This window comes from Streptomyces sp. NPDC054932, from assembly GCF_053610205.1.
On record NZ_JBSGXU010000074.1, the window covers coordinates 14,221 to 36,521 of the forward strand.

General features: G+C 71.6%; 27 protein-coding genes and 1 tRNA gene. 13 read left to right on the forward strand and 15 right to left on the reverse strand.

Features of this window, described 5'->3' with window-relative positions:
* Positions 1-4 precede the first annotated feature (4 nt).
* The 3 genes from ACWGE1_RS20870 to ACWGE1_RS20880 form a co-directional block, all read right to left on the reverse strand.
* A complete protein-coding gene (locus ACWGE1_RS20870; RefSeq protein ID WP_453421977.1) occupies positions 5-223 on the reverse strand; it encodes an FmdB family zinc ribbon protein in 219 nt (72 codons plus the stop codon).
* Between the two features lie 48 nt (positions 224-271).
* Positions 272-838, reverse strand: a complete 567-nt coding sequence (locus ACWGE1_RS20875; RefSeq protein ID WP_453422002.1) for a DUF4383 domain-containing protein — start codon at positions 836-838, stop codon at positions 272-274.
* Positions 839-1,282: 444 nt separating this feature from the next.
* Positions 1,283-2,527: a hypothetical protein gene (locus tag ACWGE1_RS20880; protein WP_453421978.1), complete on the reverse strand. Its 1,245-nt coding sequence runs from the start codon at positions 2,525-2,527 to the stop codon at positions 1,283-1,285.
* A gap of 105 nt (positions 2,528-2,632) precedes the next feature.
* Between ACWGE1_RS20880 and ACWGE1_RS20885 the strand changes: the two genes are divergently transcribed.
* The 3 genes from ACWGE1_RS20885 to ACWGE1_RS20895 all read left to right on the forward strand — a co-directional run bounded on the left by ACWGE1_RS20885 (position 2,633) and on the right by ACWGE1_RS20895 (position 3,903).
* Positions 2,633-2,707, forward strand: a tRNA-Val gene (locus ACWGE1_RS20885).
* 260 nt (positions 2,708-2,967) lie between these two features.
* Entirely contained in the window at positions 2,968-3,174 is a 207-nt protein-coding gene (locus tag ACWGE1_RS20890) for an Imm32 family immunity protein (protein WP_453421979.1), read from the forward strand.
* A 264-nt stretch (positions 3,175-3,438) separates the two neighbouring features.
* Positions 3,439-3,903 (forward strand): hypothetical protein, encoded by a 465-nt coding sequence (locus ACWGE1_RS20895; protein WP_453421980.1) that lies wholly within the window; start codon positions 3,439-3,441, stop codon positions 3,901-3,903.
* A 34-nt stretch (positions 3,904-3,937) separates the two neighbouring features.
* Here ACWGE1_RS20895 and ACWGE1_RS20900 read toward each other — a convergent pair whose 3' ends face one another.
* The 4 genes from ACWGE1_RS20900 to ACWGE1_RS20915 all read right to left on the reverse strand — a co-directional run bounded on the left by ACWGE1_RS20900 (position 3,938) and on the right by ACWGE1_RS20915 (position 5,467).
* Complete coding sequence (locus tag ACWGE1_RS20900; RefSeq protein WP_453421981.1) at positions 3,938-4,210, reverse strand: DUF6959 family protein; 273 nt, start codon at positions 4,208-4,210, stop codon at positions 3,938-3,940.
* Entirely contained in the window at positions 4,198-4,842 is a 645-nt protein-coding gene (locus ACWGE1_RS20905) for a hypothetical protein (RefSeq protein WP_453421982.1), read from the reverse strand. The genes ACWGE1_RS20900 and ACWGE1_RS20905 overlap by 13 nt, the downstream gene beginning before the upstream one ends.
* Before the next feature lie 24 nt (positions 4,843-4,866).
* Positions 4,867-5,253 carry a DUF5958 family protein gene (locus ACWGE1_RS20910; RefSeq protein WP_453421983.1) on the reverse strand — a complete coding sequence of 129 codons (387 nt, stop codon included), beginning with the start codon at positions 5,251-5,253 and terminating at the stop codon, positions 4,867-4,869.
* A 139-nt stretch (positions 5,254-5,392) separates the two neighbouring features.
* The gene (locus ACWGE1_RS20915) at positions 5,393-5,467 is read right to left on the reverse strand and encodes a 50S ribosomal protein bL37 (RefSeq protein WP_100661309.1); all 75 of its coding nucleotides are present in this window, start codon (positions 5,465-5,467) and stop codon (positions 5,393-5,395) included.
* A 125-nt stretch (positions 5,468-5,592) separates the two neighbouring features.
* Between ACWGE1_RS20915 and ACWGE1_RS20920 the strand changes: the two genes are divergently transcribed.
* Positions 5,593-6,264: a TRADD-N-associated membrane domain-containing protein gene (locus tag ACWGE1_RS20920; protein WP_453421984.1), complete on the forward strand. Its 672-nt coding sequence runs from the start codon at positions 5,593-5,595 to the stop codon at positions 6,262-6,264.
* Positions 6,265-6,279: 15 nt separating this feature from the next.
* Positions 6,280-6,504, forward strand: coding sequence for a DUF2277 domain-containing protein (locus ACWGE1_RS20925; protein ID WP_266484671.1), 225 nt, complete (start codon positions 6,280-6,282; stop codon positions 6,502-6,504).
* 12 nt (positions 6,505-6,516) lie between these two features.
* Here ACWGE1_RS20925 and ACWGE1_RS20930 read toward each other — a convergent pair whose 3' ends face one another.
* The 4 genes from ACWGE1_RS20930 to ACWGE1_RS20945 all read right to left on the reverse strand — a co-directional run bounded on the left by ACWGE1_RS20930 (position 6,517) and on the right by ACWGE1_RS20945 (position 10,443).
* The gene (locus ACWGE1_RS20930; RefSeq protein WP_453421985.1) at positions 6,517-7,038 is read right to left on the reverse strand and encodes a hypothetical protein; all 522 of its coding nucleotides are present in this window, start codon (positions 7,036-7,038) and stop codon (positions 6,517-6,519) included.
* Positions 7,039-7,228: 190 nt separating this feature from the next.
* Complete coding sequence (locus tag ACWGE1_RS20935) at positions 7,229-7,858, reverse strand: DedA family protein (RefSeq protein WP_453421986.1); 630 nt, start codon at positions 7,856-7,858, stop codon at positions 7,229-7,231.
* Positions 7,859-8,045: 187 nt separating this feature from the next.
* Entirely contained in the window at positions 8,046-9,704 is a 1,659-nt protein-coding gene (locus ACWGE1_RS20940; RefSeq protein ID WP_453421987.1) for an alkaline phosphatase D family protein, read from the reverse strand.
* 94 nt (positions 9,705-9,798) lie between these two features.
* Entirely contained in the window at positions 9,799-10,443 is a 645-nt protein-coding gene (locus tag ACWGE1_RS20945) for an HNH endonuclease family protein (RefSeq protein WP_453422003.1), read from the reverse strand.
* 579 nt (positions 10,444-11,022) lie between these two features.
* Between ACWGE1_RS20945 and ACWGE1_RS20950 the strand changes: the two genes are divergently transcribed.
* Both ACWGE1_RS20950 and ACWGE1_RS20955 read left to right on the forward strand, forming a co-directional pair.
* A complete protein-coding gene (locus tag ACWGE1_RS20950) occupies positions 11,023-11,604 on the forward strand; it encodes a TMEM165/GDT1 family protein (RefSeq protein WP_453421988.1) in 582 nt (193 codons plus the stop codon).
* Between the two features lie 191 nt (positions 11,605-11,795).
* The gene (locus tag ACWGE1_RS20955) at positions 11,796-12,323 is read left to right on the forward strand and encodes a DinB family protein (RefSeq protein WP_453421989.1); all 528 of its coding nucleotides are present in this window, start codon (positions 11,796-11,798) and stop codon (positions 12,321-12,323) included.
* Between the two features lie 1,089 nt (positions 12,324-13,412).
* Here ACWGE1_RS20955 and ACWGE1_RS20960 read toward each other — a convergent pair.
* Positions 13,413-14,099, reverse strand: a complete 687-nt coding sequence (locus ACWGE1_RS20960) for an HAD-IA family hydrolase (RefSeq protein ID WP_453421990.1) — start codon at positions 14,097-14,099, stop codon at positions 13,413-13,415.
* Positions 14,100-14,233: 134 nt separating this feature from the next.
* Complete coding sequence (locus ACWGE1_RS20965; protein ID WP_453421991.1) at positions 14,234-14,407, reverse strand: peptidoglycan-binding domain-containing protein; 174 nt, start codon at positions 14,405-14,407, stop codon at positions 14,234-14,236.
* A 10-nt stretch (positions 14,408-14,417) separates the two neighbouring features.
* On the opposite strand from ACWGE1_RS20965, the gene ACWGE1_RS20970 reads away from it, so the two are divergent.
* Entirely contained in the window at positions 14,418-15,155 is a 738-nt protein-coding gene (locus ACWGE1_RS20970) for a hypothetical protein (RefSeq protein ID WP_453421992.1), read from the forward strand.
* Positions 15,156-15,289: 134 nt separating this feature from the next.
* Positions 15,290-17,362 carry an MFS transporter gene (locus ACWGE1_RS20975; RefSeq protein ID WP_453421993.1) on the forward strand — a complete coding sequence of 691 codons (2,073 nt, stop codon included), beginning with the start codon at positions 15,290-15,292 and terminating at the stop codon, positions 17,360-17,362.
* 10 nt (positions 17,363-17,372) lie between these two features.
* Here ACWGE1_RS20975 and ACWGE1_RS20980 read toward each other — a convergent pair whose 3' ends face one another.
* The gene (locus ACWGE1_RS20980) at positions 17,373-17,891 is read right to left on the reverse strand and encodes a GNAT family N-acetyltransferase (protein ID WP_453421994.1); all 519 of its coding nucleotides are present in this window, start codon (positions 17,889-17,891) and stop codon (positions 17,373-17,375) included.
* A gap of 108 nt (positions 17,892-17,999) precedes the next feature.
* On the opposite strand from ACWGE1_RS20980, the gene ACWGE1_RS20985 reads away from it, so the two are divergent.
* Positions 18,000-18,395: a nuclear transport factor 2 family protein gene (locus ACWGE1_RS20985; protein ID WP_453421995.1), complete on the forward strand. Its 396-nt coding sequence runs from the start codon at positions 18,000-18,002 to the stop codon at positions 18,393-18,395.
* A 133-nt stretch (positions 18,396-18,528) separates the two neighbouring features.
* On the opposite strand, the gene ACWGE1_RS20990 is transcribed toward ACWGE1_RS20985, so the two are convergent.
* Entirely contained in the window at positions 18,529-18,876 is a 348-nt protein-coding gene (locus tag ACWGE1_RS20990) for an antibiotic biosynthesis monooxygenase family protein (protein ID WP_453421996.1), read from the reverse strand.
* Between the two features lie 107 nt (positions 18,877-18,983).
* On the opposite strand from ACWGE1_RS20990, the gene ACWGE1_RS20995 reads away from it, so the two are divergent.
* The 3 genes from ACWGE1_RS20995 (at position 18,984) to ACWGE1_RS21005 (ending at position 22,004) form a co-directional block, all read left to right on the forward strand.
* Complete coding sequence (locus tag ACWGE1_RS20995; protein ID WP_453421997.1) at positions 18,984-21,014, forward strand: bifunctional glycosyltransferase 87/phosphatase PAP2 family protein; 2,031 nt, start codon at positions 18,984-18,986, stop codon at positions 21,012-21,014.
* A 99-nt stretch (positions 21,015-21,113) separates the two neighbouring features.
* On the forward strand, positions 21,114-21,254 hold the full coding sequence (locus tag ACWGE1_RS21000; RefSeq protein WP_453421998.1) for a hypothetical protein: 141 nt from the start codon (positions 21,114-21,116) through the stop codon (positions 21,252-21,254).
* 3 nt (positions 21,255-21,257) lie between these two features.
* Complete coding sequence (locus ACWGE1_RS21005) at positions 21,258-22,004, forward strand: hypothetical protein (RefSeq protein WP_453421999.1); 747 nt, start codon at positions 21,258-21,260, stop codon at positions 22,002-22,004.
* Positions 22,005-22,301 lie beyond the last annotated feature (297 nt).

Here is a 22,301-nt window from a genome sequence, read left to right on the forward strand (position 1 = left end):
GGAATCAGCCGCAGCCGCCGCCACCGCAGCAGCCGCCCCCGCCGCCACCCATCGCGGGCGCCGGAGCACTGCTCGCCGCGCCGCCGACGGCGACGGCGGACAGCAGCTTGACGGTGTCGGAGTGGCCCGCCGGGCAGTCGGCGGGCGCGGAGGACTCGGCCATGGGCCGGCTGACCTCAAAGGTGTCGTCGCAGGTCCGGCAGCGGAAATCGTATCGAGGCATGCGCACAGGCTAAGCGCGCCCGGCGCCCGGGCGCTACGTACGGCGCGGCTACGGGCAGCGGCCGTGCATGACGGGGGTCACGGGTGCCAGCCCCTGGGCCCGCCGCGCCCGGTCCTCCCGGGCCGCCTGCTCGGGGTGGCGGGCCCGCCAGTACGGATTGTCGTGCGGCAGAGCACTGCCCACCCGCCCGTACATCCCGAACCACATCAGCATCACGCCGACGACGAAGCTGAACAGCACGTTCTGGATCTTGAAGGCCAGGAAGTTCAGCTCCGTGTCCAGCAGCGCCAGATTCACGAACCCGCTCGCGATGAACAGCACGCCCAGCACGATGTTCAGGGTCGAGGCGAAGGTGCCGCCGATCACCATCCCGACGAAGAGCAGAGCTCCGATACAGATCGACAGGACGCTGAGCGCACCGTTGGTGTTCAGGGCGAGCACCGTGTCCCCACCGGTGTCGAAGAACCCGATCTGATCGACGAGCCCCAGGATCCCGAACACCACCAGCAACAGGCCCGTCAGCCCCGCCCCGACCCGGTACACCTGGCTGAGCTTGTGGTCGGTGGGCAGGTGATCGTCGAGCCGCGCGTTCACGGGATGCAGCGCCCGCTCCATGCGGCGGGAGACCGTGTCTGCGAAGCGCGGCGGGGCCGGCGCATCGGGATCGGGCTCGTGGGCCACGTAGGGCGCGTAGTGCTCGTGCGGCTCGGTGCACCCGTACGCCGCGTGGGCCACGTAGGGCTCATGGGCCGCGGGAGGCTCGTGGGTGGTGTGGGCAGCCATGGTGCCCTCCTCTGTTCCGTTCCCGGCACCTCCCAGCATCCGCCGTAGGCCGCCCGGAAACAACCGGGCCCGCCCCGCCCGCCGGCCAGGCCGTCTCTTTCGGATCCTGCCGGGCCCGCGCCGCCCGGCACCGCACCTCGCCGCGTTGTCGGAGCACCGCAGTACATCCAGTACAACTGTGCTCCTCCGCCCAGGGGGCACCTCCCAGCGATAGCTGGGGGAGATGCACGGCACCGGACGACACGGGCCCGACCGACAAGATCCGAAAGAGACGGCCTAGGCGTGCCCGCGCTCGGCCCGGATACCGCTCACCACCCGGTTCACGGCAGCCCGTACGTCCGCCATCTCCAGCAGGAACGCCCAGTAGTCCGGATGCCGGCCCTCCAGCGCCGACAGCGCCCGGCCCACCCGCGCCACCGCGTCGTCCAGCGGCTGCGCATGCCGCGGATCCGGCACACTGCGGCCCGCCATCGCCAGCCGCTGCGCATCCCGGATCGCGAAACGGGTCCGGTCCACCTCGGCCTGCGGATCCCGCGCCACCGCCTCCAGCCGCGTCAGCCGGTCCTGGGCCGCCGACACTGCCTCGTCCGTCGCGTCCAGCGACTCACGGACCGCCTCGATCAGCGCCCCCACATCGGCCCAGCGCTGCTCGTCCCGGGCCCGGCCGGCCTCCCGCAACTGCTCCTCGGCCCGCGCCACATCCCGTACCGCCTCGTCCGGCACCTGCTGCAGGTCCTGCCAGCACGCCGCGCTGAACCGCCGCCGCAACTCGCTGAGCACCGGATCCACCCGGTCCGCCCGGTTGCGCAACGCCTGCGCCCGCGTCCGCAGACTCACCAGCCGCCGGTCGATCTCCGCCGCCCGTTCGGGCAGCCGCGCCGCCTCGGCCCGTATGGCCTCCGCGTCGCGCAGGATCCGGTCGGCGCGCTGCACGGTCTCCTGCACCCCGTGCTGGGCCGCGCCCTGGTTCAGCTTGGTCAGCTCCGGGCCGAGCGCCGCGAGCCGCGCAGCCAGGTCATCGGCCCGCATCCCCTTGGCCCGTACGGCATCCAGCGCGTCACTGGCCCCGATCAGCGCGGCCCTGGCCCGCTCCCGGGCCGGCGCCACCCGCGCGAGCTGTGTCTCCGCCTTGTCCAGCAGCGGCTGCAGCCCCTGGGCGAACCGCTCCAGCTCCCCCTGGACCCGCACCAGCTCGTCCCGCGCCCGGGACAGCTCCTGCTGTGCGCGCGTGGCGACCGAGGCATCCAACTCCGCCCGGTCCAGGTCGTGCGCGTCGACCGCCTGGATGTAGACGTGACTGACCTCGTCGATCCGCCGCCCGAGCGCGGCGAACCCCTCGGTCGCCTGCCGCGCGGCGGGCGACCCGTCCGCCGCGGCGATCGTCTCGATCGAGATCCGCAGATCCCGCTGCGCCGTATCCAGCTCGTAGAACGCGGCCGCGGCGGCATCCTTCGCCGCCTGCGCATCCGCCCGCCGACTCTCGTCCCGCCCGCCGAACCACCGCCGGGATGCCGTCGTCACAATCCCTCTCCCGTGCCGCGTCCGCCGTGCCCCGATCCATTCTCCCCCACGGGAACGGGTTTGCGTGGGGGGTGTGCCCGCCATGTAGGCTGTCCACTCATCCACGGGTGCGTAGCTCAGGGGTAGAGCGCTGCTCTTACAAAGCAGATGTCGGCGGTTCGAAACCGTCCGCGCCCACCAGTGAAAAGGCCCCCAGCCGCATGCGGCTGGGGGCCTTTGACGGTAGTTCCTGACGGCAGTCCGGCCCTTCCGGCCGCCGACCCGGCCCCGGCCCGGCCCCGGGCAGGCGCTCCGACGACCACGGCGGGTCGCCGCGGTCGACTTTTCCCCGCCTGCGGGCCGACAGCCCGAGATCGCGCGGACTGCGCTCCGGAGGGCTGGCTCCGGTCAGGTCCGCTGCCGGGAAGCGGAGTTCATCGGCCGCAGATTAGCGTGGCGGCATGGATGAACCACTGATCAAGGTGCAGAGCTCAACCGGCGAAGCTGTCATCAAGGCCAACGCTGAAGGGCTTCGCGTCCTCGCGGAGCGACTGCTGGAACTCGCCGGCCCCGGCATACGGAACGGGCACCACCTTCACCTCGATGCGGGCGTTGACCTTGAGGACGGCTCGTCCGGCCTCGTTCTGGAGCGTGACGACTCGCTCTAGGTGTGTCGTCCGGGAATGTTGGTGATGACAGTCTCGACCTGTTGCCGACGCCTGCGCAGGCCATCGGTGCGCTGCCGTCCTCGGTGAGGAGGAGAAGGCAGTACCAGGTGCGGTCGACGGCCATGATCTGTCCCACTCGCACCGGCTGATCATGTGGCTGCTTGGGCGCTGAGGGGGCGAGGTGACGCAGCCAAGGTGTGGCGGTCCGTCCGCGTACAGTCGGCGCGTCGCTTGAGTGCCTCAAGCCACCGGCCGAGGGGGAACATGAAGTACGTAGTCGTCGAACAGCAGGGCAGAGGGGCGTACTGGCACGACCCCAGTGCCTACCTCGCCAAGTTGCCCGAACTCGCCCCGGCCCTCCCGCCCGGGGCGCGTGCGTTCGCCTCGGATCCCGAGCACTACGACTTCTCGGCATCGCGGTGCGTGAAGGACCTCCGACCTCTGGCGCTGCCTGCCGCCGGCGATTTCCAAGAGCGGTGCGAGATCCATTTCACCTGGTCAGGAGGCCAGGACGAGGTGCTCACGATCCGCTACAGCGGTGTCGGCCACGTCGAGATCACGGCTGACGACGGTGGCGCCGTCGAGCTGTCCGACTTCAACAGCGTGCGTCTGGACGAAGTCCTGCCGCATGAGGCCGGCTGCACGCATGAACTGAGGCTCACCACTGGCACAGTGCGGATCGTGTGTGCGGACCTGATGGCGGAGTGGGCACCGACGACCTCTGAGTGAGGCGTGCCCCCGCCACTGGGCACTCGGGCCAGGGCTACGGGAAAAAGGGGAGGGGGATCCCGTGGGCCTTGAGGGCTTCGGCGTAGCGCTGGAGCTTCTCCCCCAGGTCGGCGTGGAGGAGGCCGGCCACGTGCCGGGCTTCCTCCAAGTCGCCGGCTGCGCACAGCTCGACGAGCTCGGCCACGTCCGTCTGGAGGATGCTGAGGGTGTCTCCCTGGATCAGGACGCCGGGGAAGTTCCGGCCCGGGAGGCGCACCACGGCGTCGTTCCCGCCGTCGGTGAACAGCTCGGCCTCTACTCGTTCCATCCGGGCCCCGCATCAGTTTCCTTTTCGTTCGGCGTAGTTCGCAGACGCTCGAACGCAGACGAACAACCTCGCGCACGAGGCCGTGCGGCAGCAACTGGGTTGGGAAGGGACCCGGATCGGGAGCTGGAAGTCCGCGATTTTCCACAGGGTCGGGCTGTGTTCCTCGGTGCGTTCGAGGACGGCGTCAACACGTACTGGCTGCTGATCGACAGCGGCGCGCGGCTATGGCGTGTCCGTCTCCGTTGCCCCGGGCGGCTTGTCCGGGTGCGTCGGCGGGCGCGGATGAAGTGCAGCAGGTGCGTGATGGCGTAGCCGAGCAGCCAGGGCAGCACCGTGATGCCGCCGATGTACACGGCCAGGTGGGCGAGGAAGTCGTCCAGTGCCAGCGGTGGGTCCAGGCCGCCGTCCACCCGCCGTGGCCGGTCCCATTTGCCCAGCGGGAAGATCGTGAGGATCGCCGAGGTCGTCACCGGTATCAGCGGGGTCAGCACCGACCACAGCCGGGGCCGCAGGCCGGGCGCCGAGGCGCACCACACCCCCAGCGGAACCATGACGAACGGCCCGAACAGCACCCACAGCACCGCCGGGAGCATCAGCAGCGCCCACCATGCGTTTGAGTACCCGAACATCACCGGCGTCGCCCCCTGTGCGTGAACCTACTCGTGGGACGCGGGCAGATGGTGCCACGCGTGCGTGCACCCGTCGGCGCAGTACAGGGTCCGCCTGCGGGTGTCGGCGATGGTGAAGAGGGCGACGAGCAGGCGAAAGGACTTCGTGAGTTCGTAGGCCGGCAGCCGGTGCATGCCGAAGTGCCATTTCGTGAGCATGACCGCGGGCGTATGAGTGGGCCGGATGCCGGAGCGCGCGATGCTCTCCGGTACGTCGCTCTCGTGTGCGCGGGCCTGCCCGCAGATCAACTCCAGGGTGTGCAAGGTCTTGCGCCGGTCGTCCTCCGGGAGACCCTCGAACCACTCGATGCTGTTGGCCGTCGACCTGAGGCCCTGAGCGAGTTCGTTCAGGATCACCTCGTGCGTGTACAACACGGCCCCCACCCCCCTGTGCGACAGACCGACGGTACGCCCGCGGCGGCGGGTGAGCACCGGGGTTTTCGGTGCCCTGCAGGGGTGGCATCGTGCGAAGACCCCCGGCCGGTTGAGGTCGGGGGTCTTTCGGGTTGTTCGCTCAGGCGTTGGGGCGCTTGCCGTGGTTCGCCTTCTTCTTCTTGCGGGCCCGACGCTTGTTGCCTCGCTTGGCCATGGTCGTGGTCTCCCTCGTCGGCGACAGTTCATGCCTCGGTCAGTCTAGGTTCGGTGTGGTTCATCCGCATTCGGTGCGATGGGTGCGCTCTTGGCCGGGGGTTCGGGGCGTGGGATCGTCGGGGGATGGGCGAGCTCGCGTGGGGTGGGTTGGTCGTGGCCGTGGTCGCCGTGGCGCTGGCGCTGATGGAGCGGTCCCTGGGGGTGGGGTTCGAACGGAAACGGGACGAGGAGCGGGCGCGGCTGCTCGCGCACCTCGCCGAGCCGGGTGAACCGGGTGAACCGGGCGGGCCGGGCGGGCCGGGTGGGCCGACCGTCGTGCCCGGGAGCCGGAAGTTCCAGGACGTCGGCGGGATCCAGCACCCCGCGGCGCAGCCGGGGGACCGGCGGGACGACTTCACCCCGATCCTCGTCGAGTACTACGCCTACGGACTGACCCAGGCGCGCAGCAGCTTCGTGACCAGCCAGCGGTTCGCCGGGGTCGGGGCGGCGATCCTGCTCGTCGGGGTGGGGCTGGCCGTCTGGAAGGCCGAGGCGGGCGGGGAGCTGTACCTGGGGATCGTCACGAGCTCGGCCGGACTGGTCACCACCCTGATCGGGCAGCTCTTCCACCGGCGGGCCGACGCCGCGCTCCAGCACATGGCCGACCAGACCGCCTCGCTGCGCGACGACCGGCGCGCCGCCGAGACGACCCAGCAGGCCATCGAGCTGCTGGAGACGGTCGAGGACCCGGGGCTCAGGGCCCGCCTCCAAGCCGGTTTGATCATGAAACTTTCCGGGGCCGAGCTGCCCCGGTAGCGGGATAGTAGGGGTATGTGCCGTTCCATTAAGACCCTGCGCCCGCCCGCCATCCCCGAGAAGGCGACCGAGGAGGAGATCCGCGCCGCCGCCCTGCAGTACGTACGCAAGGTGTCCGGGTTCCGGGTTCCCGCCGCGCACAACCGCGAGGTGTTCGAGGCGGCGGTGGACGCCGTCGCCGAGGCCACTGCGGCGCTGCTCGACGGGGTGCACGTACGGGGGCAGGCCGCCCCGGCGTAACCCGGACACGGCCTACGAGGCCGCCGCGCGGCGGCGCATCACCCACACTCCGGCGCCCAGCGCGCCCACGGCCAGGGCGCTGCCGACGGCGATCTCACCCGGGCTCATCGAACCGATGCTGCCACCCGTCCCGCCGCGCGCCGCACCCGTGGTGACCTGCAGCGATACGGTGGCGCGCTCACCGCCGGGGCCGCCGCACTCGAAGACGACACGATGCGTTCCGAGGGTGGCGTCGCGGAAGACGGTGGCACTGCCGAAGAGACTGGCGGCCGAGGCGCTGCCCGGGGTCAGCCGCACCTCGCCGAAGGCGGTCGACGTGACCCGGGCGGTCTGCGTGCCGCATCCGTCGACATTGAGGGCGACCCGGCCGCCCGGGGCGACGGTGGTGGGGGAGACGGTGGCGGAGGGGTAGGCGTAGGCGAGTGTGGCGGGAGCGGCAGCAGCGGCGATGAAGGTCGCGGCCGCGACGGTGATCAGACGTCGCGCTGCGGTGGACGGAGCGGCGGGCGGAGCGGCGGGCGGTTTGGCGGGCATGGAGAGGACTCCTCGGCTCGTCGAAACGGCGCGGCCAGGCCACGGATGTGACGCGGGTTCGATTGCGCACGTGCTTCGGACGCTAGGAGCCCGGCCCGGGGGCGGCGATCGGGGCCGGGTGAACGGGTGAGCCACTGCTCCGCCCGGGGGAGCCGACGCGGTGGGACGCGTCCAGCCGTGGAGGCGCGGCCTACGCCGCCGTCACCGGAGTCGGCCGGCGGACCAGGAAGGCCGCCAGGGCGCCCGCCGCGAAGAGGGCGACGACCGAGAGCGCGGTGCCGAGCCACTGAGTGCCGAGCCACTGGGTCCCGAAGTAGCCCAGGGACACGCTGTAGCCCGCCCAGGCCATGCCCGCCAGGACCGACCAGGGCAGGAACTCCGCGACCCGGCGCTGGGTCTTGCCCGCGCCCAGGGACACCACCGAGCGTCCGGCCGGTGCGAATCGGGCGATCACGACCAGGGCGCCGCCCCCGCGAGCCAGAGCCGTACCGAGGCGCTCATGAGCCCGGGTCAGCCGGCGGGAGCGGGCGATGGCCCGGTCCAGCCGGGCTCCGCCGCGCCGGCCCAGACGGAACGCGGCCATGTCACCCAGCACCGAGGCGGTCGTGGCGATGACGAGCAGGAGCAGGATGTCCGGCACCTGCTCGGGCACCGGAACCGGCACCGGTCCCGCCGCCCCGGCGGCTGCCGCGGCTGCCGCAGCAGTGATCACCAGAACCCCGCTCGGGAGCACCGGGAGGAAGACGTCGAGCACGATGGACACCGCCACGAGGGCATAGATCCATGGGCTCGCGGTCAGCGACCCCAGCGTCTCAAACAAAGCGGGACTCCCCAGTCCGGTTGACGTGCTGCGGCATGAAGCGCCGCGACGTCGCGGGGGAGCGGCAGGAGCGGCTGACAGCCATACAGCGTACGCCCGGCGTTCGTGCCCCGGATGCCCGGGGCGGATCCCGCACCACCGCCACACCAAGTCCGCCGCCCCGCACCGCCGGTGCCGGCCGCCTCTCCTACTCCGCCGCCGTGAGCTCCCGGTCCAGCACCGTCACCAGCACGGCACCCGCACGCTTCTTGCGCGCCTGGTCCAACCGCAGCCGAGCCGTCCGCCCCGACAGGGCCAGCGTCATGAGCTGATTGCCGAACCAGGGCCCACCCGTACGCCGCCAGTTGACCGGCGGCCGACCCGTCCGCCCGTGCAGGGAGAAACCGCGCCCCAGCCACCGCCCCGTCCGGGACCAGCCCAGCCGGAATCCCCACTTCACCGCGGTATGGATGGAATTGTGAACCGGCGAGCACGTCAGCTGGAACACCCGCGCCGTACTCGGTATTCGAGGCTCGGCCACATACGCGTGATGCACGTCCCCGGACAGCACGCACACCGTCGCCGGCGCCCGCGGCCCCGTCCCCACCTCCTCGATCAGATCGGTCAGCGCCGCGAACGAGGCGGGGAACGCCGCCCAGTGCTCCAGATCGCTGCGCCGACGCAGATCCTCCCCGATCCGCGCCCACCGCGGCCCCCGCTCCCCGCGGCACAGAGCGGCGTTCCACGTCTCGGCATCGTGGATCAGCGGCGGCATGAGCCAGGGCAGCGAGGACCCGATCAGCAGATGGTCGTAAGCGCCGTGCCCGGCCAGGGCGTTCTCCCGGAGCCACTGCTGCTCCGCCGGATCGAGCATCGCCCGCCCGTCCTCGGCCAGCACCCGCGCGGCCCGGGTGTCCACCATCAGCAGCCGGGTCCGGCCGAAGTCGCGCCGGTAGCTCCAGCGCACCGTGCCCGGATCGGCATCCGCCGCGGACGCGAAGGCCCGCAGCACCTCCGTACCGTCCGGGGTCTGCCGTATCGCCTCGTACAGCCCGTCGGCAGCCAGCTCGGCCGGGGAGAGATTGCCCAGGTGCTGGTACACCCAGTACGACATCAGCCCGCTGAGGACACGCTCCCGCCACCAGGGCGTCGCCCGCATCTCCGCCAGCCACGCTGCGCTCGTGTTCCAGTCGTCGATGACGTCGTGGTCGTCGAATATGTGCAGGCTGGGCACGGTCGACAGCAGCCAGCGGATCTCCGGGTCGAGCCAGGACTCGTAATAGAGCCGGGTGTACTCCTCGTAGTCCGCGACCTGGGCGCCCGGAGGCTCCCGCAGATCCCGCCGGGCCGCGAGCCACGCCCGGGTCTCCCGCGACAGCGCGTCGGCATACACCTGGTCGCCGAGCAGCAGCAGGACGTCCGGGCGCACCGCCTCCGGGTCGGCGGCCAGCCGCGCCGCGAGGGTGTCGAGCGCATCCGCCCCGTGCGGCCCGTGCCGGCCGGCGGGCGGCGCGGCCTGCCGGCACGAGCCGAAGGTGACGCGCAGCCCGGGGGCCGGACGGCCGGGGCCCGTCACGGCCGGAGCGGTGATCGTGCTCGGCGGGAAGCCGCTGCCGGGCAGCGGCCACACCTGCCGACCGTCGAGCAGCACCTCATACGCCGTGGTCGTGCCCGGGGTCAGGCCGGTCACCGGCACCAGCGCGTAGTGGTGGCCGGCAATCTGGAAGGTGCGCACACTGCCGCCCGCCCCGTCGGCGCACCGCACCTCGGCCGTGCACGGGCGGTCCGCCTCGACCCATATCGTGGCCGACCCGCCCGTGTCCCAGTCGACGTGGCGCAGCAGCGGCCCCAGACGCAACCCGGCCATGCAACTCCCCCTCCTCCGTAGCCCCTTCGATCACGGTACGACGGGTGGGGGGAGCCACGCCTCCCCCTGACGGGGGAAAGATCGGCCGGCTCGGTCAGCAGCCGTTCAGGATGTTGACCAGGGCCGTCTTCTCGCCGGAGTCCATGCTCAGACCCCAGTACTGCTTCACGTTGACCCACATCCGTGCGTACGTACAACGGTAGGCCGTCCGCGGGGGCAGCCACTTGCCGGGGTCGAGGTCGCCCTTGGCCTGGTTGACGTTGTCGGTGACCGCGATCAGCTGCGGGCGCGTGAGGTCGTTGGCGAACTGCTGGCGCTTGCTCGTGGTCCAGGAATTGGCGCCGGAGCGCCATGCCTCGGCGAGCGGGACGACGTGGTCGATGTCCAGGTCGGAGGCGACGGTCCAGGTGGCGCCGTCGTACTCGGAGTACCAGCTTCCGCTCACCGCGGCGCAGGCGGAGTCCTGGACGACATTGACGCCGTCCCGCTTCAGGACGGTCTCGCGGGTGTTGCAGGTGCCGGAGACGGTGCTCCAGTGCGGGAAGAGGTCGCGGCTGTAGCCGCTGGTGGAGCCCTCGGTCTTCGGGGTGACCGTCGCCAGGTAGGCGCGGGCGGCCGAGGCGCTCATGGGGGCGGGCGGGGCGGCCTGGGCGCTCGGGGCGTTGAGGAGCGAGGTCAGAGCGGCGAGCGCGGCGGTTGACGCGAGCACGCCAATGCGACGCGCGTAGATGCTGGGTATGAGTGCCATGAGGGCTCCCTGGGTGCGGGGGGTGTGGCCGTGCGGCCCCGGCGGGGCGTGGCCATGGTGACGGCGCCGGGTATCGCGGGGATGGGCGCCAGATGACAGCCTGGCGACATGGGCACGTCACATCAAGTCAGCCAACGCGTCTGATTTAATCGGAAGTTGATATTCCGGAGCGGGGAGGGCAGGGAGAGCGGGGCAGGGGTGGTCAGGGCGGGGCAGGAGCAGTCAGGGTGGGGTAGGAGTAGCCAGGGTGGGGCAGGTGCAGTCAGGGTGGGACCAAAGGTCTATTCCGGCCGGTCGCGGGTATCGCGTACGCTGTTCGGAGCAGAAGGGGAGTAGCTCTTCGCCGGACCGTCGACATACTGCTGGGTCATCCCAGCCGGCGCCCGGAGGCAGACCGCGCACAGCGGTCGGCCAGCGAGACCTTCGGCCGCAGTGTCCTGTTCAGGTGCAGGCGCGTTTCGTACGCGCATGCGCAAGCCAGGGCGCCGCCGTGCCGAAGCGACCCCTGAAAACACCCCAGGTCTCTCGGTCCCGATGGCGTCCTGCCCGACCGATTGAGGTTCCACCCCCGTGTTCAGCTTCAGCATCACGGCGATCGCCTTCGGCGTCGTCTTCCTTGCCGAACTCCCCGACAAGACGGCCCTCGCCGGCCTGATGCTCGGCACGCGCTACCGCGCCTCCTACGTCTTCGCGGGTGTCGCCGCCGCCTTCGCCGTACACGTCGCACTCGCCATCGCCGCAGGCAGCGTCCTCACCCTGCTCCCGCACCGGCTCGTCCAGGCCGTCGTGGGCATCCTCTTCCTCCTGGGCGCGGCCATGCTGCTCCTGAAGAAGGACGACGGGGACGAGGAGATCAAGCCGCCCGCCGACCAGTCCTTCTGGAAGGTCTCCGGGGCCGGCTTCATGCTGATCCTCGTGGCGGAGTTCGGTGACCTGACCCAGATCATGACCGCCAACCTCGCCGCCCGGTACGACAACCCCGTCTCGGTCGGCATCGGCGCCGTGCTCGCCCTGTGGGCGGTCGCGGGCATCGGCATCCTGGGCGGGCGCACCCTCATGAAGCACGTCCCGCTGCGGCTCATCACCAAGATCGCGGCGGTCGTGATGGCGGCACTGGCCGCGTTCTCGCTGTACGAGGCGATCGCGGGCTGACGGGGCGGGGTGGGGCGGTGGATATTTCGTTGCGGGAGGAGAACCTACAGGTCACGCTCGTGCGCGTGACCGATACCACCGCATCGACGTGTCCCTCCGCCGGCCCTTCCGTCGAGCCCGCGCCTGCGTCCGAGCCCGCGCCTGCGTCCGCGCCCGTGGGCGCTGAGGATCGGCAGTTCGGATGGTCCAACATGTTCGTCCACCCCGACGAGGACACACGGACCGACGGCGGCTTCCAGGGTGAGCGCGCCGTGCTCGCCGGCTACCTCCGCGACCAGCGCCTGACGCTGGAGCTCAAGTGCGCGGGCCTGGACGCGGAGGCCCTGGCGCGGCGCTCGGTGGAACCGTCCAACCTGTCCCTCCTGGGTCTCGTACGCCACCTCGCGGGCGTCGAGCAGTACTGGTTCCGGCAGGTCATGGCCGGTCAGGACGTACGCAGGCACTACCGCTCGGAGACGGACCGCGCGGGGGAGTTCACCGGCGCGGTGGCCGACCCGGCGGTGGTCGCGGACGCGTGGGCCACCTGGAGGGCCGAAGTCGCCTTCGCGGAACAACTCGTCGCGCAGGCCCCCGGCCTGGACGTCACGGGCGACGGCGGACACGGCGACGAGCCGATGGAGCTCCGCGAGGTCCTGGTCCACATGATCGAGGAGTACGCCCGCCACAACGGCCACGCGGACTTCCTGCGGGAACGCATCGACGGGCGGGTGGGGCAGTAGGGGCGGGGTGAGCGGGGCTTCGGTCGGGCGGTGGTCAGGGATGTGTATGGGGGTTTCCCGTCAGTCTCATCGTCTCTCCGTGTCGGGCCGGCCCCTCAAGGGCGCTCGTTCCTCGCGTCGCTGCGCGATGGCCTTCGGCCACCCTTGACCGCCCGTCCCGCCCCGGACATACGAAGACTGCCGGGAACCCCCAAAGGAACGGGCCGGGGGATGCGTTCCAGGGACGGGGCGGTCGGAGATGGGCGGCCCGGTCGGGGTAGGGGCGCGACCGGCAGGCGGGGCCCATCGAGACCTGGGCCCGGGTCGGGGGAAGCGCGTCCAATCGCTACGCGCTCCTCATCTCTCAGCGTCCGACGACCGTCTTGGGCTGGGCATAGGCCGCCCACGAGCCGTGGACGCTTCCCGCTGACCGCGACCGGGGGCCGGCCGGGGCTGATCGGGACCGGTGGGAGGGACTGACCGCTGGTACTTCACCTATTCCGTAGTGAATCCGGGTCAGGGCGGGGACGACTCCACGAACCGGCGCCCAAACAACCGCAATTGGGGCAAACTGCTGGCCTTTTGGGCCGCCCGCCCCCGCTGACCCGGTTCCACTACCGAATAGCCGTAGTCGCAGGCGTTTCCTGCTCCCGACAGCCGTCGGACGCAGTCAATGAGGAGTCCCACGGCTCGTGGGCGGCCTATGTCCAGCCACAGACGGACCGTAGACGCCGAGACGTGAGGAGCGCGTAGCGATTGGACGCGCCTCCCCCGACACGGCAGGTCTCTCTCATGAGCCCCGCCTCGGGGACATGCCCCACCCTGACCGGGCCGCCCATCTCCGACCGCCCCGTCCTGCCCCCTTAACGCCCGGCCCGTTCCTTTGGGGGTTTCCCGGCAGTCTTCGTATGTCCGGGGCGGGACGGGCGGTCAAGGGTGGAGCGCAGCGACATCGCGCAGCGACGCGACGACGAAGGAGGAGCGCCCTTGAGGGGCCGGCGCGACACGGAGAGACGATGGGACTGACGGGAAACTCCCATACACATCCCTGACCGCCGTTCGAGCGGCTCCCGCTCGTCCGGGGCCCCCGCGCGGCCGTGGTTCGTGGCGTTACGCCGGCGTCTGCACCGTGATGGTGATCGAGCCGTCCGGGGTAGTGGTGACCTGGAGTGACGTCAGGTCCTGGACGTGGGCCGTCGGGGCGTGGGCGGCTGCGCGGGGGCCCACGCCGATCACGCGCATGCCCGCCGCCCGGCCCGCGGTGATGCCTGCGGCCGAGTCCTCGAAGACGATGCAGTCGGCCGGGTCCACGCCCAGCGCGGCGGCGCCCATGAGGAAGCCCTCCGGGTCGGGCTTGCTCGCCCGTACCGACTCGGCCGTGACCCGTACCGCGGGCATCGGCAGGTCGGCGGCCGTCATCCGGGCCGTGGCCAGGGCGGTGTCGGCGGAGGTGACCAGCGCGTGCGGCAGTCCGTCTATCGCGGCCATGAACTCCGGTGCGCCCGCGACCGGGACCACGCCGTCGGTGTCGGCCGTCTCGCGGGCCAGCATCACGGCGTTCTCGGCGTGGTTGACCTCCATCGGGCGGTCCGGCAGGAGGACGGCCATGGTGGCGTAGCCCTGGCGGCCGTGGACGACCTTCAGGGCCTCCTGTGGGTCCAGCCCGTGGGACACCGCCCAGTCGCGCCAGCAGCGCTCGACCACCGCGTCGGAGTTGACGATCGTGCCGTCCATGTCCAGGAGCAGGGCCTTGGCGGTGAGGGCGACGGGTGCGGTGGTGGCGGTGCTGGCCGGCATCGGCGGGGCTCCAGACGGGGCGGGAAAGAGAACAAGTGGTTCCGTCCACCGGTCAGGGAGAGAGGACGGAACCACTTTGTTCCCTCACGATACAAAATAAAGGGCGGTCCGCGCCACCGGCCGACGTGTGACCCTCATCCCTCCAGGGCCTTGCGGGTCACCGGGCCGTAGAAGCCCCATTCCTGGTCGTCGATGCCCCTGTCGTACTGGAAGCGCGACACGGCTTCCTCCACCCGCCAGTCGAACCGGCCGCTGATCTTGCCCCGGTAGAGACCCTGCCCCGCCAGCAACCGCTGGAGCTTCTCCACCTCCGCACCCGTGTCCCCGTACCGCAGGGTCGGGGCCTGCGCGGGCGGCGGGCTGGAGGAGCGGCTCGCGCTCGGGGAGGGGCTGGGCGACGGGGGCGCCGATGTGCGGGACGCGCTGGGCGACGGGGACGGCGACGCGGACGCCGACTTCGAGGCGCTCGGCGACGGGGAGGCCGAGGGGGACTTGCCGGCCGCGCTCGGGGACGCGCTCGCGGAGGGCACGCCCGGGAAGGCGCTCGTCGCGGGCGCGGGCGCCTTCGCCTCCACCAGTGCGGCATCGCTCCCGCTGGAACTCGGCAGCGCCCACACCGCCACGGCCGTCCCGCTGAGGGCGACCGCAGCCGCGGCGCCGATCAGCAGCGCCAGGGGCTTTCGGGCGGACGGGCCGGTCCGGTTCTCCGGGCCCCCGCCCCCGCCCCCACCCCCTCCGCCACCCGGTGTGTGGCCCGCTCCCGGGATCGCCCGGAGCTGGACCGTCTCGGCCGGGGGCGGCGTGTGCTGCGGCCCGGTCGGCCACGGTGCGTCCACCGGCGGCACGGGTATCCCGTACGCCGGGGTGCTGTCCGGCTCCGGCGCCGGGCGCGGGCCCGGGGCCACCGCCCCGGACACCGGCTGCGGGGACACCGGCGTGTCCGGCTCGCCGGGGTCGGGCAACGTCACGTACGGGCGGATGCGCAAGGGGTTGAAACCCACACCCGGCACGCACCCGCAGCCGACGTCGGCTGCGCCGCATTCTGGACAGTGCTGACGGCTCACTGGACTCCCTCCCTGGCTATTGCCTGCGATTATGCAGACCCGCAGGGGTGCTCCCAACCGCCCGAGAGGCCATAACCGGACACACCGCTCAGGATGGAGATGTTGATCCGGCCTGAGGAGGTATCGATGGCTCAGGATGTGACCGAGGAGGCCACGGACCCCGTTCCCGACCCGAAGAACGCCGGCCCCGGCGCCGAGCACACCTCCCGCGAGGTACTCGTCTCCATCGGAGCCCTGCTGCTGGGCCTGCTGATCGCCGCACTCGACCAGACCATCGTCTCCACCGCCCTGCCGACCATCGTCAGCGACCTCGGCGGCATGGCGCACCTGTCCTGGGTCGTCACCGCCTACATGCTCGCCTCCACCGCCGCCACCCCCCTGTGGGGCAAGCTCGGCGACCAGTACGGGCGCAAGAAGCTCTTCCAGTACGCCATCGTCCTCTTCCTCATCGGGTCGGCACTGTGCGGACTCGCCCAGGACATGCCCCAGCTCATCGGCTTCCGCGCGCTGCAGGGCCTCGGCGGCGGCGGACTGATCGTGCTGTCGATGGCGATCGTCGGCGACATCGTCCCGCCCCGGGAACGCGGCAAGTACCAGGGCCTCTTCGGTGGCGTCTTCGGCGCGACCAGCGTGCTGGGCCCGCTGCTGGGCGGCCTGTTCGTGGACAACCTCTCCTGGCGCTGGGTCTTCTACATCAACCTTCCCATCGGTCTCGTCGCGCTCGTCGTCATCGCCGCCGTCCTGCACATCCCGGCGCGCCCCTCGAAGCACACCATCGACTACATCGGCACCTTCCTCATCGCCTGTGTCGCCACCTGCCTCGTGCTCGTCGCCTCCCTCGGCGGCACCTGGGGCTGGGGCTCGGCCCGGATCATCGGCCTCGCCGTCCTCGGCGCCGTACTGCTCGTCGGCTTCCTCCTCGTGGAACGCAAGGCGGCCGAACCCGTCCTGCCGCTGGGACTGTTCCGTATCCGCACCTTCACCCTCTGCTCGGTGATCAGCTTCGTCGTCGGCTTCGCGATGTTCGGCGCGATGGTCTACCTGCCGACCTTCCTCCAGATCGTCCAGGGCGTCTCACCGACCATGTCCGGCGTCCACATGCTGCCGATGGTGATCGGCATGCTGATCACCTCCACCGCCTCCGGCCAGGTCGTCAGCCGTACCGGGCGCTGGAAGGTCTTCCCGATCGCGGGCACGGCGGTGACCGCTCTCGGTCTGCTCCTCCTGCACCAGTTGCACCGCACCAGCTCCACCTGGGAGATGAGCGTCTACTTCTTCGTCTTCGGTGCCGGACTCGGTCTGGTCATGCAGGTACTCGTCCTGGTGGTGCAGAACGCGGTCAGTTACGCCGACCTCGGCGTCGCCACCTCCGGTGCCACCTTCTTCCGCTCCATCGGCGCCTCCTTCGGCGTCGCGATCTTCGGCACGGTCTTCACCCACCAGCTCGATGACAAGCTGGCCGCCTCCCTCGCGGGCGTCACGCTGCCGGCCGGTGCGAGCGTCGCGCAGCTGGAGGCCGACCCGCGGGCCATCGGTGCCCTTCCCGCAGAGCTCCGGCCGAAGGTGCTCGACGCCTACGCCACCGCCATCACCGACGTGTTCCTGTACGCCGTGCCGATCGTCCTGGTCGCCTTCGTGATCGCCTGGTTCCTGAAGGAGGACAAGCTCCGCGCCTCGGTCACCGCACCCGATGTGACGGAGACCCTGGCCTCCAATCCCGTCCACCGCTCCTCCCGCGACGAGGTCGCCCGCGCGCTGTCGGTCCTCGGCACCCGGGAGGGGCGCCGCCACGTCTACGAGAAGATCACCGAGAAGGCGGGCTACGACCTGCTGCCCGCAGCCAGCTGGCTGCTGCTGCGGATCAAGAAGTACGGCTCGGCGGAGCCGTCGGTGCTCGCGGAGCGCGTCAATGTGCCGCTGAGGGTCATCACGGACGCGGCCCGGCAGGTCGAGGAGCGCGGGCTGGCCGTCCGGGAAGGGCTGCCGCTGGTCCTGACCGATCAGGGCCGCCGGGCCGCCGCGAAGCTCGCCGAGGCCCGGCAGGAGTCCCTCGCCGAGCTGCTCGGCGACTGGTGGGGCCCGGACCGCCCGACCGATCTGGTGAAACTGGTGGAGGAGCTCAATACGGAGCTGTGCGGTTCCGACGCCGAGGAGCCCCATGATTCCGAGCCGCGCCGGGACCACGCCGCCCACGCGTAGCCCTTCGCCGTCAGAGGAGCTTCTCGAACCAGTGCTGTGCGTACGGGCCGGAGTTGTAGGCCGGTATTTCCGCATACCCGTGGCGCGCGTACAGCGCCCGGGCCTCCACGAGGTCCGACCGGGTGTCCAGCCGGACCCGCTCGGCGCCCAGTGCACGGCCCTCCGCCTCCAGTACCTCGAGCAGAGCCGCCCCGCCGCCCGTGCCGCGGGCGCGCCGGTCGACATACACCCTGGTGAGCTCGGCGGTGGCGGGGTCGAGCAGCCGGATCCCGCCGCACGCGAGGGGCTCGCCGTCCAGCCTGCCGACGACGAACTGCCCCGTGGGCGGGACCAGCCCGTCGTCGGGGAAGTCCAGCAGGCCCTGGTCGATCTCGGTCTCGGTGACCTGCCGTTTCCAGTACCGGCCGGCGACCTCGGCGTAGTAGGCGCGGCGCAGGGCCGTGGCGTCCCGAGTGGTGAACGGTTCGGGGGTCACGGTCCACGAGAAGGTGGGCGTCGTGGCTGTGTGCTGTTCGCTGTGCGTGTTCATGGCGTCATTGTGGAGTTCGCGGTGGAACTCCCGCGTGGAATATCCACAATGCCGGGCCGATGATAGGAAAAAGGAGCATCTGTGCCTACCCGGAGGGTGTGAAACGCCATGGCAGAGCATCCCGACTGTGCCCTGGTCCGCCGCGGCTACGAGGCCTTCGGCAAGGGCGACATGGACACGATGAGCACGTTGCTGACGGCCGACGTCATCCACCACGTACCCGGCAGCAACCCGCTGTCCGGGCACCACAAGGGGCGGGAGAACGTCCTCGACCTCTTCCGCCGTCTCGCCGAGGAGACGAACGGCACCTTCCAGGTGCATCTCGAATCGGTGCTGGCCGACGGCCGGGGGCACGTGATGAGCTTCCACACGGCACGCGCCGACCGCGGGGACCGCGGCATCGAGATCCGCCAGGGGCTCTTCTTCACGATCGTCGGCCACAAGATCACCGACATCGACCAGTGCACCGCGGACATCGACGAGGAAGACGTCTTCTGGGGCTGACGCTCCGCAGTCAGTGAGTCAGTGAGTCAGTGAGTCAGTGAGTCAGTGAGTCAGTCGGCCGGTCGGCCGACCGGCTGTGTCGGGCCCGGGACCGGGGCCCGGCCCGGACCCCCGGGCCGGGCCCCGAACCGCGTCAGGCCTTCTTCGGCGCCGCCTGCTGCACGACCTCGAACGACCACACCGTCGAGGCGGAGGCCGCGGGCTTGGGCCGCTCGCCACCGCCCTCACCGCCGCCCGCCGCTCCGCCGCCGCCCTGGTGAGCGGCCTTCATCGGCCCCTCCATCCACGCCTGAAAGTCCTGCTCCGAACGCCAGCGCGTATAGACCAGGTACTGGTCCGTACCCTCCACGGGACGCAGCAGCTCGAACCACTCGAACCCGTCCGAGCTCTCCACCGCCCCGGCCCGGGAGGCGAAGCGCCGCTCCAGAACTTCCCGCTGCTCGGCGGGAACCGTCAGTGCGTTGATCTTCACGATGCTCATGAGGGCCATCCTAGGTATCCCGCGGGAGATATCGTCGTGCGGGTAATGGAGCGCGGCAGCCAGGCGAAGTCAGGGTTGCGGTCAACAGGGCGGGAGGCCGGCGAGGCGTGGCTAACGCGGCGGAGCACAGTGGTGCGAACGGACATGCCGGAGTCATAGGCGATGACAGCAGGCTGGGGGCGGCACGCCTCCTCCTGTGGGCGCTGGCGGGCGCCCTCGCCGTCAGACAGGCCGCCGCCGTGCTGCGGGTGCCCCCCGGCGAGTGGCTGAGCGGTTTCCACCTTCCCGGCAGTCTGCCCGGTTCGGTCTACGACACCGGCCAGTTCTCCGGCACCCCCTTCGCCGGGCTGGTCCTCAAGCCACTGGTCGGCCTCGCCGCCCCGTCGCTGGAGGTCGCCTGGACCTGCGTGACGCTGCTGTGCGTCGCCGCCATCGGGCTCGTCGCCGCGCGCGGTCTGCCCGACCCGGTGCCACGGCGCACCGCGCTGCTCGCCGCGCCCGTGCTCACCGCCCTGATGATGGTCTCGATTCCCGTCCGCGAGGCCGCCGCTCCGGGCCGAACCGCCGTCCTGCCCCTCCTCCTGGTGCTGCTGGCCGTCTTCCGGGTGCCCGGCGACCGGCCCGCGGGCCTCCTCGTCGGCCTCGCCGCCGCGCTCCAGCCGGCCCTGCTGCTCTTCGCCCCGCTGCTGTGGCTCACCGGACGCCGCCCCGCCGCGCGCACCGCCGCCGTGACCTTCGCCGGAGTCACCGCGCTGGCCTGGGCGGCCATGCCGCGCGACTCCTGGACGTATTGGATCCAGCACCTGGCCGGTACGGGCCTCGGCGGCGCCCCCGACGGCCTCGCCAACCAGTCCGTGCACGGCGCGCTGCTGCGCATCGGCCTGACCGGACCGCTCGAAATCCTGCTCTACGCCGCCCTCGCGGGCGCCATCGTCTGGTTCGGCCTGCGCCGCGCGGTCCGCTACGCCCGCGACGGCCAGCTGCTCCTCGCCGTCGCCGTCACCGGTTGTGTGGCCGTCGCCGTGTCCCCGGCCGGCTGGCGCCACCAGCTGCTGTGGGTGCTGCTCGCCGTCGCCGGCAAGGTGGGCAGGCGTGCCGCCGACCGGCCCGTGTGGCCGGTGGCCGTGGTCCTCGCCATGACCCTGCCGAGCGCGGTGCTGCTGCCGAACCTGGCCGCACTGGCCCCCGTACGCGACAACGTGCTGCTGCTGACCGCGCTGGCGGCGGCCTGCGCGGTGCCGTTCCTGCCGCGCTCCTCGCCGTACTGGCGCGAGCCCGTACCGACCGCCTACGGACGGCCGGCGGCGGCCCGCTGGGCGCGCGTGCCGCTGCTGCCGTTCTGGCGGCGCGTGCTGTCCCGCCCGAACCTGCTGCTGGAACTCCTGCTGATACGGGTGGGCTACTCGCTCTACTCGCACATCCGGGCCGCCGCGCCCACCAGCCGCAGCCTCGCCGAGGGCAACGGCAGCCAGATCCACGGGATCGAGAAGGCGCTCGGCATCGACATCGAGCACGCCGTGAACCACGCCGTGGTGAATACGCCCTGGCTGGAGGCGTTCTTCAACTTCTACTACACCTCCTTCCACTTCGTGGTCCCGCTCTCGATCCTGGCGGTCCTGTACTGGCGGCGCCCGGGCGACTACCGCTGGGCCCGGGCCTCCTTGGGCCTGGCCACCGTCCTCGCCCTCGTCGGTTTCTGGCTCTACCCGCTCGCGCCGCCGCGCCTGATGCCCGGCCTCGACTTCATCGACACCGTGCACGGGCCGCAGGACCTGGCCAATCCCTCGTACGGGGCCATGACCGCGATCTCCAACCAGTACGCGGCGATGCCCTCGCTGCACTTCGGCTGGTCGCTGTGGTGCGGGATCGTGATCGTGGTGCTGGCGCCGAAGGGCTGGCAGAAGCTGCTCGGGGTGCTGCACCCGCTGATCACGGTGTGCGCGATCGTCGCCACCGCCAACCACTGGGTGCTGGACGCCGTGGGCGGCGCCGTCGTGGTGACCGCCGGCTTCGGGCTCGTGTACGTGCTGTCCGGGCCGCGGGGGCTGCAGCTGTCCCTGCCCGGGCAGCGCAAGGGTACGGAGGAGCCGTCGAGCGAGGAGGAACGGGAGCTGCGGGCCCCGGCACGTACCTCGTAGGCGGCCCGCCGGGGTAGGGGCGTCGGGTCGGGGCGCCGGTTCGGGGCGTCGTGCCGGCTCCCGCAGGCGCCACGCCCGACCCGGTGCCAGCATCGGCTCATGAGCGCAAAGCCGACGCAGCTCGCAGCCGCAGCCGCTGCCGTACCCGACCGGCGCGAGCGGATCCTGCTCGGCGGCGGGGCGCCGGCCGGGCCCGTCAACCGGCGCCGCGCGCGGCCGGCCGGGCGGCGGGCGGCCTGACCCGTGGGCGACTGGTACCAGCGTCAGATCGTCGAGCCCGGCAAGCAGCCGCTGCTCTGCCTGCTGCTGGGCTTCCTCGGCGCGTTCCTCTTCATCCGGATCAGCGTCCGGATGATCCGCGCGGAGGTCACCTGGTGGCCGAAGAACGTCACACCGGGCGGGCTGCACATCCACCACGTGGTCTTCGGCGTCATCCTCATGATCATCGGCGGGCTGGGACTGGCCTCCCCGACCGGGAACAGGCCCCCGTGGGCGGAGATCGATGCGGCCGTGTTCGGCATCGGGACGGCGCTGGTGCTCGACGAGTTCGCGCTGATCCTGCACCTGAAGGACGTCTACTGGTCCGAGGAGGGCCGGCTCTCGGTGGACGCGGTGGTGGTCGGCGCGGCGGCCTGCGGGCTGTTGCTGCTGGGGGCGTCGCCCTTCGGCGTGGACGACGCCTCGGAGGACGGTACGAGGGCCTCCGGCTGGACGTACCTGGTCGTGGTCGCGGTGAACGCCGGGTTCGCGCTCGTGACGCTGGCCAAGGGGAAGGTGTTCACCGGGCTGCTGGGGGTCCTCGTACCGTTCTTCGCGCTGGTCGGGGCGGTACGGCTGGCCCGGCCGGGGTCGCCGTGGGCGCGGGCGCGGTATCCGGCGGGGAGCCGGAAGGAGCGGAGGGCGCGGGTGCGGGAGGAGCGGGAGGGGTGGCAGAGGCGGGTGCGGCTGCGGGTGTACGACGCGATTGCGGGGCGGCCGTCCCAGCCGTAGCCCTGGCCGGGCCGTAGCCGTAGCCGTAGCCCTGGCCGGGCCTGGCCTGGCCGGGGGAGGCCGGGCTGGGGGAGGCCGAAGGGGCGCCGGGGCATACGCTGCGCCGGGGCATACGCTGCCCCGGCGCCCCTTCGGCTGGATCGCCGCTGTTTGCCAGGATCACTCCGTTCGGGCCGGGCCGCCACTCGAACGGGTGCAGCGCCGTTGCGGGGGGGGGGGGCCCCCCCCCCGACCGCCCCAAACCACGCCACGGCATCAGTCGCGCAAGACGCCGCCCAGGCGGGAAGCGGGGGCAAA

Bases quoted from the DNA above. Each gene is read 5' to 3' on its own strand.
- ACWGE1_RS20870 (WP_453421977.1), bottom strand. From the start codon at position 223: ATGCCTCGATACGATTTCCGCTGCCGGACCTGCGACGACACCTTTGAG.
- ACWGE1_RS20875 (WP_453422002.1), bottom strand. From the start codon at position 838: ATGGAGCGGGCGCTGCATCCCGTGAACGCGCGGCTCGACGATCACCTG.
- ACWGE1_RS20890 (WP_453421979.1), top strand. From the start codon at position 2,968: ATGGATGAACCACTGATCAAGGTGCAGAGCTCAACCGGCGAAGCTGTC.
- ACWGE1_RS20895 (WP_453421980.1), top strand. From the start codon at position 3,439: ATGAAGTACGTAGTCGTCGAACAGCAGGGCAGAGGGGCGTACTGGCAC.
- ACWGE1_RS20900 (WP_453421981.1), bottom strand. From the start codon at position 4,210: ATGGAACGAGTAGAGGCCGAGCTGTTCACCGACGGCGGGAACGACGCC.
- ACWGE1_RS20920 (WP_453421984.1), top strand. From the start codon at position 5,593: ATGGGCGAGCTCGCGTGGGGTGGGTTGGTCGTGGCCGTGGTCGCCGTG.
- ACWGE1_RS20925 (WP_266484671.1), top strand. From the start codon at position 6,280: ATGTGCCGTTCCATTAAGACCCTGCGCCCGCCCGCCATCCCCGAGAAG.
- ACWGE1_RS20930 (WP_453421985.1), bottom strand. From the start codon at position 7,038: ATGCCCGCCAAACCGCCCGCCGCTCCGCCCGCCGCTCCGTCCACCGCA.
- ACWGE1_RS20940 (WP_453421987.1), bottom strand. From the start codon at position 9,704: ATGGCCGGGTTGCGTCTGGGGCCGCTGCTGCGCCACGTCGACTGGGAC.
- ACWGE1_RS20955 (WP_453421989.1), top strand. From the start codon at position 11,796: ATGTTCGTCCACCCCGACGAGGACACACGGACCGACGGCGGCTTCCAG.
- ACWGE1_RS20960 (WP_453421990.1), bottom strand. From the start codon at position 14,099: ATGCCGGCCAGCACCGCCACCACCGCACCCGTCGCCCTCACCGCCAAG.
- ACWGE1_RS20975 (WP_453421993.1), top strand. From the start codon at position 15,290: ATGGCTCAGGATGTGACCGAGGAGGCCACGGACCCCGTTCCCGACCCG.
- ACWGE1_RS20980 (WP_453421994.1), bottom strand. From the start codon at position 17,891: ATGAACACGCACAGCGAACAGCACACAGCCACGACGCCCACCTTCTCG.
- ACWGE1_RS20985 (WP_453421995.1), top strand. From the start codon at position 18,000: ATGGCAGAGCATCCCGACTGTGCCCTGGTCCGCCGCGGCTACGAGGCC.
- ACWGE1_RS20990 (WP_453421996.1), bottom strand. From the start codon at position 18,876: ATGAGCATCGTGAAGATCAACGCACTGACGGTTCCCGCCGAGCAGCGG.
- ACWGE1_RS21000 (WP_453421998.1), top strand. From the start codon at position 21,114: ATGAGCGCAAAGCCGACGCAGCTCGCAGCCGCAGCCGCTGCCGTACCC.